Consider the following 12523-nt stretch of genomic DNA (forward strand, 5'->3'; position numbering starts at 1 on the left):
TCGGCGTTCAGCCGCGGAACCAGCGCTGCGGCCGGGGTTGGATGTTCTGCCAGACGTGCTTGGGCTCTCGGTATTCGTCCAGGCCGGTCGGTCCCAGCTCCCGGCCCACGCCGGAGTGCCCGAAGCCACCCCATTCCGCCTGCGGCACATAGGGGTGGTAGTCGTTGATCCACACCGTGCCGTGGCGCAGTCGCCGGGCGACCCGTTGGGCCTTGCCCGCGTCCTGCGTCCAGACGGCACCGGCGAGTCCGTACTCCGTGTCGTTGGCGATGCGGACGGCGTCGTCCTCGTCGTGGAAGCGCTCGACGGTGAGCACGGGGCCGAAGGACTCCTCGTGCACCACGCGCATGTCCTGCCGGCACTCGTCGAGGACGGTGGGCGGGTAGTAGAAGCCGTTCGCCAGCGCTGGGTCGTCGGGACGTTCGCCGCCGCAGCGCAGTACGGCGCCCTCGGCGAGGCCGGCCGCCACGTATGCCTCGACCTTCTGACGGTGCTGCGCGGAGATCAGCGGCCCGGTCTCCGCCTCGGGGTCGAAGGGCCCGCCGAGGCGGATGAGCCGGGCGCGCTGTACGAGTTCGTCGACGAAGGCGTCGTGGAGGGAGTCCTCGACGATCAGCCGGGCGCCGGCCGAGCAGACCTGCCCGGAGTGCAGGAAGACGGCGGTCAGCGCGAAGTCGACGGCGGTCTCGAAGTCGGCGTCGGCGAAGACGACGTTCGGGTTCTTTCCGCCGAGTTCCAGCGCGACCTTCTTCACGGTCGCGGCGGCGGAGGCCATGATGCGCCGTCCGGTCTGAAGGCCTCCGGTGAACGACACCAGGTCCACGGCCGGGTCCTCGGACAGCGGCGCGCCCACTTCGGCTCCGGCGCCGAGGACGAGATTGGCGGCACCGGCCGGGAGTCCCGCCTCGTGCAGGGCCCGCATCAGCAGGATCGAGGTGGACGGGGTGAGTTCACTGGGCTTGAGCACGATGGTGTTGCCCGCCAGGAGAGCGGGCGCGACCTTCCACGACGCCTGGAGCAGCGGGTAGTTCCAGGGAGTGATCAGTCCGCAGACACCGACGGGCTCGTAGGTGACCCGGCTGAGGGCGTCGTCGCGGCCGGTGTCGACCACCCGGCCGGCGCTGGTGCCCGCGATGCCGCCGTAATAGCGGAAACAGGAGACGACGTCAGCGATGTCGTACTCGCTCTCGACCAGCCGCTTGCCGGTGTCCAGCGACTCGGCGCGGGCGAACTCCTTGGCGTCGCGCTCGAGGATGTCGGCGGTGCGCAGCAGCAGTGCGCCGCGCTCACGCTCGGGGGTGCGCGGCCAGGGGCCGGCGTCGAAGGCGCGCCGGGCGGCGGCGATCGCCGCTTCGGTGTCGGGACGCGTCCCCTCGGACACCGTCGCCACGCGCGTACCGTCCGCCGGACAGCGGATCTCGCGATGGCCGTCGGCCGCCGGGGCGCGCCATTCTCCGTCCACATACAGATCTGCCACGCGCCGAGCCCTTCGACCGAATGCGTTGCGCATCGTGCATTGAATTGCTGGTGGTGGAACACCCTGGCCGAATGAACGGACATACGTCAAGGGGTTGGCGGATCCCGATTCGGCCATAGGGGCAGTTGCCCTGTCGCTCTTGACCGCGGGCCCCACCGGCCTCAACCATGTTGCGCATCGCTCACCATGTTGTGCAATGCGCACCAATGGAGGCCTCGTATGTCCCCTGGACCGCATCCCGGCCGTGAGTACGTCCTCACTCTCTCGTGTCCGGACACGGCCGGACTGGTTCATGCCGTCAGCGGCTTTCTCGTCAGGAACTCCGGCAACATCCTCGAGAGCCAGCAGTTCGATGATCGGCGTCAGGGCCGTTTCTTCATGAGGGTTCACTTCGACGTTTCCGATCCGAACGTCGACCTGGAAAATCTGCGTTACCGATTCGGCCCCGTCGCAGAGGCCTACGGAATCTCCTGGACCCTCCGGGACGCCTCGACCCCGACCCGGACCCTCATCATGGTGTCCCGGTTCGGCCACTGCCTGAACGATCTGCTCTTCCGCTGCCGCGCCGGTGCGCTCAACATCGAGATCCCGGCCATCGTCTCCAACCACCGGGACTTCGAGCGCCTGGCGGAGAGTTACGGAATCCCCTTCCATCACCTCCCGGTGACGAGGGGCACCAAGCCCGAGGCGGAGGCGCGCCTGCTGGGACTGGTACGGGAGCTGAACATCGACCTCGTGGTCCTGGCCCGTTACATGCAGATCCTCTCCGACGACCTGTGCAAGGAGCTGGAGGGCCGCGCCATCAACATCCACCACTCCTTCCTGCCCAGCTTCAAGGGCGCGCGCCCCTACCAGCAGGCGTATGAGCGCGGGGTGAAACTGGTCGGCGCGACCGCGCACTACGTGACGCCGGACCTGGACGAGGGCCAGATCATCGAGCAGGACGTGGTCCGGGTGGACCACTCCCTCGACCCCGATGATCTCGTCACGGTCGGCCGAGACGTGGAGGCGCAGGTGCTGGCCCACGCGGTGAAGTGGCACACAGAGAGCCGCGTCATGGTGGACGGCAACCGTACGGTGGTCTTCCGCTGAGCCGTGTATACGACGAGCCGGGCGGGGCTGGATTCTCCTCGGGAGTTCAGCCCCGCCCGACGCTTGTATACGGCTGCATTCGGCCCTGCACCGACCTCAGCCGCCCAACCGGTCCATCAGAGCGCGGCGCCACTTCTCCGTCTCCGCGATCTGGTTGAAGGTGAAGAGGTGAAGTCCCGCCACTCCCGCCGCGGGTGCGGTGAGCGCCTCCGCGCTGCGTGCGAGCAGCCTTTCGGGCGCGTAGCCCCCGGGTGCCGCGAATCGCAGAAACCAGGAGGCGTGCTTGGTCAGGAAGCGGGTGGACTCACCGACCCCGATCTTCGTGGCCATGGACAGCAGCTTCGCCCGTTGCACGGGTCCGGCGACGCCCACGTGCACGGGCAGCGTGACGTGGCGGTGACGGATCCGGGCGATCCAGGCGCCGAGCACGCGCGGATCGAAGCACAGGTTGCTGACGATGTACGTGGCGTGCGCGCGCTTGTCCCACATGGCCTGGATGGTGATGTCGTCGTGGATGAGCGGATGGCTCTCCGGATAGCCGGTGATCCCCATGTGCGCGAAGGGCCCGCCCAGTTCGCCCAGCCTGCGCAGCACCGGCAGTGCCCCGTCGTACGTGCCCGCCGGTGGATCCGCGTCACCCGCTGGAAGGAAGACGTCGTCGACGCCCGCCGTACACAGCCGGTCGACGACGTCCTTCAGGTGCGCGTCGTCCCGCAGCAGACGCGCGGGAACGTGCGGGACGACGCACCGGCCGTGCGCAGCGAGCCGCTCCGTGAGCCCGAGGGTCGGCTCCAGTCCCTTGACCGGCGACGCCGTGACCGTGACCACGACGTCGTGCGGGACATGGGCGAGGACCTTCTCCTCGGTCGCCTTCCCCGGCAGCACCTCGTAGCGGACGCGGCCGAGCAGCGCCCGCAGGGCCTCGGCGCCCAAGGCCTACCCGGCCTGCTTCTGGGCGTCGCGGTGGCGGTAGTAGGCGGCCTTGGAGGGCGGCAGCGGCTCCTTGCCGAGGATGAGGTCCGCCGTCTTTTCGGCGATCATCATCACCGGCGCGTAGATGTTGCCGTTGGTGACGTACGGCATCACCGAGGCGTCCACCACACGCAGGCCTTCCAGCCCGTGCACCCTCATGCTCAGCGGGTCGACGACGGACATCTCGTCGGTGCCCATCTTGCAGGTGCAGGAGGGATGCAGGGCTGTCTCGCCCTCCTTGGCGACCCAGGCGAGGATCTCCTCGTCGGTCTCGACGGACGGGCCGGGCGAGGTCTCGCCGTCGTTGTACGGGGCGAGCGCCGGCTGGTTCAGGATCGTGCGGGCGACGCGGACGGCCTCCACCCACTCCCGGCGGTCCTGGTCGGTGGAAAGGTAGTTGAAGCGCAGCGCCGGGTGCTCCCGGGGATCCTTGCTCTTGATCTTCACGGAACCGATGGCGTCGGAGTACATGGGCCCCACATGCACCTGGTAACCGTGGCTGCCCGCGGGTGAGGAGCCGTCGTAGCGGACCGCGACGGGCAGGAAGTGGAACATCAGGTTGGGGTAGTCCACGTCCTCATTGCTGCGGGCGAAGCCGCCGGCCTCGAAGTGGTTGGTCGCGGCCGGACCCTTGCGGAAGAGCCACTGCAGTCCGATGAAGGGCGCGCGCCATTTCGCCATGTACGGCTGCATGGAGACAGGCTGCTTGCAGGCGTACTGGACGTACACCTCCAGGTGGTCCTGCATGTTCTCGCCGACGCCCGGCAGGTCGTGGACGACGTCGATGCCGAGGGCGGCCAGTTCGGCGGCGTTGCCCACACCGGAGAGCTGCAGCAGCTGCGGGGAGTTGATGGCTCCGCCGCACAGGATCACTTCGCCGGCCCGGACCTGCTGCGGCGCACCGCGCCCGTGCCGGTACTCGACGCCGACGGCACGCTTGCCCTCGAAGAGGACCCGGGTGACGAGGGCCCGGGTCCTGACGGTGAGGTTGGGCCGCCTCATCGCGGGCTTGAGGTACGCCTTGGACGCCGACAGCCGACGGCCGCGGTGGACGTTGCGGTCAAAGGGGGCGAACCCCTCCTGTCGGAATCCGTTGACGTCCTCGGTGCGGGCGTATCCGGCCTCCTGGACGGCCTCGAGGAAGGCGGTGAAGAGCGGGCTCGTGGCGGGGCCGCGCTCCAGGACGAGGGGGCCGTCGTGGCCGCGGAACTCGTCGTCGGGGTCGGCCGCGAGACAGTTCTCCATCCGCCGGAAGTACGGCAGGCAGTGCGCGTAGTCCCAGGTCTCCATCCCGGGGTCGGCGGCCCAGCGTTCGTAGTCCATGGGGTTGCCGCGCTGGAAGATCATGCCGTTGATGCTGCTGGAGCCGCCCAGTACCTTGCCGCGCGCGTGGTAGATGCGCCGGCCGCCCATGTGGGGTTCGGGCTCGGACTCGTACTTCCAGTCGTAGAAGCGGCTGCCGATCGGATAGGTCAGCGCCGCGGGCATGTGGATGAACACGTCCCACGGGTAGTCGGACCGGCCCGCCTCCAGTACCAGCACCCGGTTTCCGGGGTCGGCCGAGAGTCGGTTCGCAAGGGCGCTGCCGGCCGATCCACCGCCGACGATGACGAAGTCGTACTGCTGAGGAGCCATGCTGCCTCGTCTCGCTCGCGCTGTCGATACGCGAGGCATGCTAGTACGGGTAGCGCTATACGCACTAGGTTGCGAGCAGCGCAACCTGCCGGGTCGTTGTTTCGGTCGGGTTACTTGCGTCGACGTTGTTTACTGCGCGTATAGTTTCGCTATGAGCAACTACAGTCCGGATACCGAAACGACAGGTTCGCAAGCCGGCGGGGTGCAGTCCGTCGACCGCGCCATCAGCGTCCTCGAGATCCTGGCCCAGCGCGGCGAGGCGGGCGTCAGCGAAGTGGCCGCCGAGATCGATGTTCACAAGTCCACCGCGTTCCGCCTGCTCGGCGCCCTGGAGGCGCGCGGTCTGGTGGAGCAGTCGGGCGAGCGCGGCAAGTACCGGCTCGGCTTCGGCATCGTACGCCTGGCGGGCGCCGTCACGGGACGGATCGACATCACTCAGCAGGGACGTCCGGTCTGCGAGCGCCTGGCCGAGGAGATCGGCGAGACCGTCAACATCGCCGTGATGCAGGAGCACTACGCGATCAACCTCTACCAGGTGCGTGGTCCGGCGGCCGTCACCGCGCACAACTGGGTCGGCCAGCTGACCCCGTTGCACGCCACCTCGAGCGGCAAGATCCTGCTGGCCCACCTGCCGGCCAAGGAGCGCGCCGCGCTGCTGTCGGAGGCCGGTCTGAAGAAGGCGACCGCGCACACCCTGACCTCGAAGACGAAGCTCGAGAAGAACCTCGCCGAGGCACGGGAGCGAGGCTATGCCTGGACGCTGGAGGAGCTGGAGATCGGGCTGCACGCCATGGCCGCACCGATCCGCGACCGGGACGGTGAGGTCATCGCGGCGATCAGCGCCTCCGGGCCCTCTTACCGGTTCACCGAGGAGCGCATGTACGAGCTCGCTCCCGTGCTGCTCAAGGGTGCCGAAGAGATCAGTCACCGGATGGGCTTCCTGGGCTGAGCGGTCCGTACGCCGCCGCGGCCGGCCTGTGCGGGCCGGAGGATGCGCGGGTGGCAGGCCGCATGGCGGCGAGCGCGGGCCACGGGTGCTCGGTCCGCGTTACTCCGGTTGCCGGGTGCCGAGGCGGTCGTGCACCCAGTCGTGGAAGGCGCCGATGTGGTGCTCGCTGGGCACGAGCACACCGCCCTTGGTGTACAGCCGGGAGCTCATTCCGGGCTGGGTGCGCTCACAGGCGTCGAAGTCCTGGCGGTTGACCCGGTCGAAGAGCTCCACGGACCTGCTGACGTCCTTGCCGCTGTCCACCACACCGGGCAGGTAGAGCCAGTCGCACTCGACGACCGTGCGGTCGACGGCCACCGGATACATGCGGTGGAAGATCACGTGATCGGGCACGAGGTTGATGAAGACCTGCGGCTTGATGGTGATCGCGTAGTAGCGGCGGTCCTGCTGCTCGGACACCCCGGGGATGCGCTCCAGGCCCGCGGAGCCGTCGACAGTGAAGCCCTGGACCTCCTCACCGAACTCGGCGCCGTGGCCGACGTAGTACTGGGCGGCGTAGCCGTCGGCGAACTCGGGGAGCACCTCGGTGAGTTCGGGGTGGATCGTGGCGCAGTGGTAGCACTCCATGAAGTTCTCGATGATGAGCTTCCAGTTCGCCTTCACGTCGTAGACGATCCGCTTGCCCACCGCGAGGTTGTCGATGTCGTAGTGCTCGATCGACTCCAGGTCGCCGAGGCGGGCGACGACCGCGCCGATCACGTCCTCCTCGAAGGAGGGCGGATTCTCCGCCAGGCAGACCCACACATAGCCGAGCCATTCGCGGACGGCCACGCTCACCAGGCCGTACTCGGTGCGGCCGACGTCCGGCATCTTGGTGAGGTTGGGGGCCGCGACGAGCTTGCCCGACAGGTCGTACGTCCAGGCGTGGTACGGGCATTGGAAGGCGCGCTTGACCTCGCCGGACTCCTCGGTGCAGAGCTTGGCTCCGCGGTGCCGGCAGACGTTGAAGTAGGCGCGAAGGGAGTTGTCCCGGGCGCGGGTGACGAGGATGCTCTCGCGGCCCACGTCCACCGTCCGGAAGGCGCCGGGCTTCGGCAGGTCGGACGAGCGCGCGACGCAGAACCACATCGTCTCGAAGATGCGCTCCTGTTCCTGGGCGAAGATGCCCGGGTCGGTGTAGTAGGAACCGGGAAGGGTGGCGATGAGGCTGTCCGGCAGGCTTGTCGAGGTCACGGTGCACTCCTCGGAGAACGTCGTGGATCGGTCATTCACGCGCCGGGAAGAGCGACTTCGGACGGCGTTGTGTATGGAGCAACGTTGCGTGTTATGTGCAACGCAGCATGAGATGCCGCTTCGGCGGTGTCAAGCGGCGGCGGTGAGCTGCTTTCGCCAGCGGGTGAACAGCCGCGGCTGGTTCATCCCGAGCACGGCGACCGGTCGGCCGGCACGCCGGTAGACGGCCAGGAAACTGCGGTCGTCGGTGGTGCCTTCCTCGACCGTCACACTGTCGGCACCGGCGGCGTGACCGGCGAACTGGATCTTCACGCCGTACTGGTCGGACCAGAAGTACGGCGGCCGGGGCACGCCCGGTTCCGCCGCCCCCCACGACAGCAGCGCGGCCACGGCGGCGTCGGGCCGTTCCATGGCACCGGTCCAGTGCTCGACACGGCGGCGCATTCCGGTGTACGGGTCGTACCAGTTGGCGCAGTCGCCCACGGCGACCACACCGGCAAGGCTGGTGCGGCCGTCGGCACCGCACGTGACGCCGTTGTCGAGCGCGACGCCGGATCCCTCCAGCCAGTCGACGCAGGGACGCGCGCCCACGCCGACGACGACGGTGTCGGCGGGAATACTGCGGCCGTCCTCGAGCAGCACGGCGTCGACCCTCCCCCGGACGCCGTCAGGGGGGACCCCCATGTCGCTCCGCTCGTCGCCGCTCAGCCCTTTGACCCCCACGCCGCACAGCAGCCGTACACCGTGGTCGGCGTGGAGGGCGGAGACGATGCCGCCCATGGCCTCGCCGAGCGGTCCGGCCAGCGGTGTCAGCGCCGACTCGACGACCGTCACGTCCAGTCCGAGGGCGTACGCGGTGGAAGCCACCTCGGCGCCGACGAATCCGCCGCCGATCACCACCAGCCGTCCGCCCCGGGTCAGTTCGTCCCGCAGACCGCGTGCGTCGTCAAGGGTGCGCAGCACGTGCACCCCGGCCAGGCCGTCGGTGCCGGGCAGCCTGCGCGCGGCCGCCCCGGTCGCGATGACCACACCGTCGGCATGTATCTCCCGGCCGTCGGCGAGCCGGATGGCGCGCCGCGCCCTGTCGAGTCCGGTGGCGCGGGTGCCCAGCAGCCACTCCGCCCGCAGGTCCTCGTCGTCCCGCTCCAGTGCCAGATCCGCTTCGCCGATGGCACCGGCCAGGAACTCCTTGGACAGCGGCGGCCTGTCGTACGGGCGGTGGGGCTCGTCGCCGATGACGACCAGCCGGCCGTCGAACCCCCGTTTCCGCAGCGAGCGCGCCGCCGAAAGACCTGCCAGCGAGGCGCCCACCACGGCCACGGTCCTCACGCGGGGCCTCCGGCGAGGCGGGAGACGACGCAGGGCGGCAGATTGGGCGCCTCCGTCGACACCCGGACGTAGATCATGCCGTCCTCGACGACGACCTCGTGGGTGCGGACCGGGAGCTTGGCCGGCGGGGCGTCGACGGCGCCGGTCCTGAGGTCGAACTTGGAGGCGTGCAAGGGGCATTCCACCTCGCAGCCCTCCAGCCAGCCGTCGGCGAGCGAGGCGTCCTGGTGGGTGCAGGTGTCGTCGATGGCGAAGACGTCGCCGTCGTCGGTGTGGAACACCGAGACCGGCGGGTCGATGTCGAGCCGGTAGGCCTCGCCTCGCGGCAGATCCGCGAGACGGCACGCGGGAATCATCATGACACCTCGGTGCGTATAGCGAAACGGATTGCGATTAGCGCAACGTCAGTCTGCGGGCCCCCCTGAACCGTTGTCAAGGCGTCCAAGGGCCGGGTTGAGTCGGTTCCAGGCCTTGTTTTTCGCACACTTCGCAGCGCCCTCAACGACGAATGGGGGCAGGCCAAATGGGCGCCGACGACTCCGGCGGGAGCGGCAGACGAGAAGGAAAGAGTCAGAAAAGGGCGCGCGGGACCACCGGGTCTCGCGACGCAGGAGCCGGGACCGCCGAACACGGTGGTCCCGGCTCCTGCGCCGGGGTGACGGAGGGGTACGAGGACGCCCCCGCCCGGCGGTCAGAAGCCGCGGTCGATCCACGCCTGAAGGTGGTGCTCCTCAGCCCCGATGGTGGTGGTCTCCCCATGGCCGGTGTGCACGACGTTCGCCCGGGAGAGTCAGCAGGCGGCCCCGGATCGAGTCGATGAGGGTGGGGAAGTCGCTGTACGACCTTCCCGTCGCCCCCGGCCCGCCCGCGCCGGCCATCAGAAGACCACCACCGAGCGCAGGACGTCGCCGTGGTGCATGCGCTCGAAGGCCTTCTCGACCTCGTCCAGCGCGATGGTCTCGGTGACGAAGGCGTCCAGGTCCAGGCGCCCCTGCAGATAGAGGTCGATGAGCATGGGGAAGTCCCGCGAGGGCAGGCAATCGCCGTACCAGGAGGACTTCAGCGACCCGCCGCGGCCGAAGACGTCCAACAGCGGCAGTTCGAGCTTCGTCTCCGGGGTCGGAACGCCGACCAGCACGACCGTCCCGGCCAGGTCGCGGGCGTAGAAGGCCTGCCGGTACGTCTCCGGGCGGCCCACCGCCTCGATGACGACGTCGGCGCCGAACCCGCCGGTGAGCTCCCGGACCGCTTCGACGGGATCGGTCTTCTTGGCGTTGACCGTGTGGGTCGCTCCCAGCTTCTTGGCGGTGGCCAGCTTGCGGTCGTCGATGTCCACCGCGATGATCTTCGCCGCGCCCGCCAGGTTCGATCCGACGATCGCCGCGTCTCCCACACCGCCGCAGCCGATCACCGCCACGCTGTCGCCGCGTGAGACATTGCCGGTGTTGATCGCCGCGCCTATGCCCGCCATCACGCCGCACCCCAGCAGCCCGGCGGCAGCCGCCGACGCGGCCCGGTCCACCTTGGTGCACTGCCCGGCCGCCACCAGCGTCTTCTCGGCGAAGGCACCGATGCCCAGGGCCGGCGACAGCTCCGTACCGTCGGTCAAGGTCATCTTCTGCGTCGCGTTGTGCGTGTTGAAGCAGTACCACGGCCGACCGCGCAGACAGGCGCGGCACTGGCCGCACACCGCGCGCCAGTTCAGGATCACGAAGTCACCCGGCGTCACGTCCGTGACTCCCTCGCCCACCGACTCCACCACGCCCGCCGCCTCGTGCCCCAGCAGGAAGGGGAAGTCGTCGCTGATGCCGCCTTCGCGGTAGTGCAGATCGGTGTGGCAGACGCCGCAGGCCTCGACCCTGACCAGTGCCTCGCCCGGGCCCGGGTCGGGCACGATGATCGTTTCCAGGCTGACGGGGGAACCTTTGCTCCGCGCGACGACAGCACGGACGTGGTGAGTCATGGCCACTCCTCGGCTGGTACGAGACCTGAGTCGAATGTTGCTTATTACGGCACCTATCTCGTGTATTGCAACACAGCATCGTGGAGCGCCGACCGGCGGTCAAGGATCCGTCCACGTCTTCACCGGCGACAGGCCCGAGGGGACGCGGGTGCTGACGCGCGCCGCCGAGCAGTTCATGCCGTGGTCACTCGTCGTGTGTAAGCGATCAAGAAATCCCGCGCCAACCGCCATTCAGGAGCTACCTACGCCAGTCCCGGAACTGTTCGGCTGCCCACCGCGGACAGTACGTAGAGTCCGGGGCACCGGCAGGACGGCGGACGCTCTGGCCGCCCCATGCAGGTCCCGTTACCAGGCCAAGGCCGAGTTCTTCCGCATGCTCGGACACCCGGTGCGCATCCGGGGCCCGGAGCTGTTGCAGAGCGGTCCCGTCCCCGTGCGCGATCTGCTCGGCGAGATCGAGATCGAACCCTCCAGCCTTTCGCAGCAATTGACCGTACTGCGCCGGTCCGGAATCGTGGTTGTCCATCCGGGAAGGCTCCACCGTCAGCTACGCGCTCGCCGGCGGACACGTCGCCGAACTGCTGAGCGCGGCTGGCCGGGTCCTGACGGAACTGCTCGCCGGGCAAAGCGAGTTGCCGGCCGGACTTTGCCAGGCCGAGCTTCAGCCGGCTCTGGCGCCGGGCAGCGCGGGCCGATCCTCCTGACCTTCGGCGGTTGTCGCCGCTGCTCGGCGCCCGTGGGCCGGACGCGGTGTTCAGGCCGAGCCGGTGAAGACGGGAAGGTAGCCGCGGGACTGCCCGACTGCCGTGGGGTGGTACGACTCGGTGAGCGCGAGCAGGTTGACGCTGCGCAGCCAGGGGCTGGTGGAGCAGATCTCGTGCCCTGAGAAGGCGGTGCTGACCCCCGCGAAGGTGAACCCGTGGTCGGCGGCCCGCTTGGCGGTCACGGTGTTGAGGTGGTCAACGGCGTCGTTGACGGCGGATCGCGCGGTGTCGGAGAGGCCGACGGCACAGGTGCCGCTGATCCTGTACAGGCGCGGATAGCCGAGTACCACGACGCGGGCGGCGGGGGCCTTGCTCCTGATGGCCCGGTAGAGACGGTCCAGGTCGGACGGGAGGGTGGTGTCCATGTACGTGCGCGCCTCGGCGGTGGCGGACACGCAGGCGAGGGTGCCGCGCAGCACGCAGGTCGTCATGACATGGGAGAAGCCCGAGTCGCTGCCGCCGACGGTGAGGCTGACCAGGCCGGTACGGCGGCTGAGCGGGCCGAGCTGGCCGGCCATGACATCAGTGGTGCGAGCGCCGTTGCAGGCGGCGAAGCTGAACGACGACAGTGAATGGGCCGCGGCCCACAGGACGGGATAGGCATGGCTGCTGCGCAGACAGTCGCCGCTGGAGCCGATGTAGCTGCCGGCTCCCACCCCGGCGGAGTAGGAGTCGCCGAGGGCCACGTAGCCCCTGGGCACTGATTGCGGGACCGCTTGCGCCGTCGAGGCACCGGTGAAGGTGCAGGCGGCGGCGAGGAGGAGCGAGGACACACGTACCGCGATTCGAGACTGTCTCATACTCCTCCCTTAGCACGGCCCGTTCGCCCCGGCTGTCATGGCCGTCGTCCCCTGGTCAGCCGTGTTGAGCAGCTCCACGGCCAGGCCCGCTTCCGAAGCGTCCTGCACCGCGCGGGACTTCTCCCCGGCGCAGCGGGACGCCGGCGTTGCGTTCCCTGAGTGGGCAATCACCCGGACGGCCGTCACTCCGCTGGCAGCGTCCGCGTCGCGGCGCAGCAGGTGTATGCGACCGGAATGGATGCAGCTGGGCCCCCGGCCGCTCCGGTCTCTCCCTGGCGATCGACCGCGTGCCCGAGAAGGAGCAGAAGA

10 protein-coding genes and 2 pseudogenes are annotated in these 12523 nt (G+C 69.1%); 3 read left to right on the plus strand and 9 right to left on the minus strand.

Annotation, left to right across the window (positions count from 1 at the left end):
• Positions 1-7: 7 nt before the first annotated feature.
• Positions 8-1477 (minus strand): aldehyde dehydrogenase family protein, encoded by a 1470-nt coding sequence (locus ACZ3TS_RS19755; protein ID WP_467619478.1) that lies wholly within the window; start codon positions 1475-1477, stop codon positions 8-10.
• A gap of 219 nt (positions 1478-1696) precedes the next feature.
• Here ACZ3TS_RS19755 and purU point away from each other — a divergent pair, with 219 nt between their 5' ends.
• Complete coding sequence (purU, locus tag ACZ3TS_RS19760) at positions 1697-2569, plus strand: formyltetrahydrofolate deformylase (protein WP_467619480.1); 873 nt, start codon at positions 1697-1699, stop codon at positions 2567-2569.
• A 96-nt stretch (positions 2570-2665) separates the two neighbouring features.
• Here purU and ACZ3TS_RS19765 read toward each other — a convergent pair whose 3' ends face one another.
• Both ACZ3TS_RS19765 and betA read right to left on the minus strand, forming a co-directional pair.
• Positions 2666-3502: a methylenetetrahydrofolate reductase gene (locus ACZ3TS_RS19765; RefSeq protein WP_467619483.1), complete on the minus strand. Its 837-nt coding sequence runs from the start codon at positions 3500-3502 to the stop codon at positions 2666-2668.
• 3 nt (positions 3503-3505) lie between these two features.
• Positions 3506-5176: a choline dehydrogenase gene (gene betA / locus ACZ3TS_RS19770; RefSeq protein WP_467619485.1), complete on the minus strand. Its 1671-nt coding sequence runs from the start codon at positions 5174-5176 to the stop codon at positions 3506-3508.
• A 151-nt stretch (positions 5177-5327) separates the two neighbouring features.
• Between betA and ACZ3TS_RS19775 the strand changes: the two genes are divergently transcribed.
• Positions 5328-6125, plus strand: coding sequence for an IclR family transcriptional regulator (locus tag ACZ3TS_RS19775; RefSeq protein WP_467619487.1), 798 nt, complete (start codon positions 5328-5330; stop codon positions 6123-6125).
• Positions 6126-6224: 99 nt separating this feature from the next.
• Here ACZ3TS_RS19775 and ACZ3TS_RS19780 read toward each other — a convergent pair whose 3' ends face one another.
• The 5 genes and pseudogenes from ACZ3TS_RS19780 to ACZ3TS_RS19800 form a co-directional block, all read right to left on the minus strand.
• Entirely contained in the window at positions 6225-7358 is a 1134-nt protein-coding gene (locus ACZ3TS_RS19780) for an aromatic ring-hydroxylating oxygenase subunit alpha (RefSeq protein ID WP_467619489.1), read from the minus strand.
• A 129-nt stretch (positions 7359-7487) separates the two neighbouring features.
• Entirely contained in the window at positions 7488-8687 is a 1200-nt protein-coding gene (locus tag ACZ3TS_RS19785) for an NAD(P)/FAD-dependent oxidoreductase (protein ID WP_467619492.1), read from the minus strand.
• The gene (locus tag ACZ3TS_RS19790) at positions 8684-9046 is read right to left on the minus strand and encodes a bifunctional 3-phenylpropionate/cinnamic acid dioxygenase ferredoxin subunit (RefSeq protein WP_467619494.1); all 363 of its coding nucleotides are present in this window, start codon (positions 9044-9046) and stop codon (positions 8684-8686) included. The genes ACZ3TS_RS19785 and ACZ3TS_RS19790 overlap by 4 nt, the downstream gene beginning before the upstream one ends.
• Positions 9047-9378: 332 nt before the next feature.
• Positions 9379-9556 (minus strand): annotated as a pseudogene (locus tag ACZ3TS_RS19795) (MBL fold metallo-hydrolase); the annotation flags it as partial.
• Between the two features lie 8 nt (positions 9557-9564).
• Complete coding sequence (locus ACZ3TS_RS19800; protein WP_467619496.1) at positions 9565-10650, minus strand: S-(hydroxymethyl)mycothiol dehydrogenase; 1086 nt, start codon at positions 10648-10650, stop codon at positions 9565-9567.
• 333 nt (positions 10651-10983) lie between these two features.
• Between ACZ3TS_RS19800 and ACZ3TS_RS19805 the strand changes: the two are divergent.
• Positions 10984-11354: pseudogene (locus ACZ3TS_RS19805) on the plus strand (ArsR/SmtB family transcription factor).
• A gap of 50 nt (positions 11355-11404) precedes the next feature.
• Here the strand turns inward: ACZ3TS_RS19805 and ACZ3TS_RS19810 are convergent.
• Positions 11405-12214 (minus strand): SGNH/GDSL hydrolase family protein, encoded by an 810-nt coding sequence (locus ACZ3TS_RS19810; RefSeq protein ID WP_467619497.1) that lies wholly within the window; start codon positions 12212-12214, stop codon positions 11405-11407.
• Between the last annotated feature and the right edge of the window lie 309 nt (positions 12215-12523).

This window comes from Streptomyces sp. NPDC022910, from assembly GCF_055561075.1.

Bases quoted from the DNA above. Each gene is read 5' to 3' on its own strand.
- purU (WP_467619480.1), top strand. From the start codon at position 1,697: ATGTCCCCTGGACCGCATCCCGGCCGTGAGTACGTCCTCACTCTCTCG.
- betA (WP_467619485.1), bottom strand. From the start codon at position 5,176: ATGGCTCCTCAGCAGTACGACTTCGTCATCGTCGGCGGTGGATCGGCC.
- ACZ3TS_RS19775 (WP_467619487.1), top strand. From the start codon at position 5,328: ATGAGCAACTACAGTCCGGATACCGAAACGACAGGTTCGCAAGCCGGC.
- ACZ3TS_RS19790 (WP_467619494.1), bottom strand. From the start codon at position 9,046: ATGATGATTCCCGCGTGCCGTCTCGCGGATCTGCCGCGAGGCGAGGCC.
- ACZ3TS_RS19800 (WP_467619496.1), bottom strand. From the start codon at position 10,650: ATGACTCACCACGTCCGTGCTGTCGTCGCGCGGAGCAAAGGTTCCCCC.
- ACZ3TS_RS19810 (WP_467619497.1), bottom strand. From the start codon at position 12,214: ATGAGACAGTCTCGAATCGCGGTACGTGTGTCCTCGCTCCTCCTCGCC.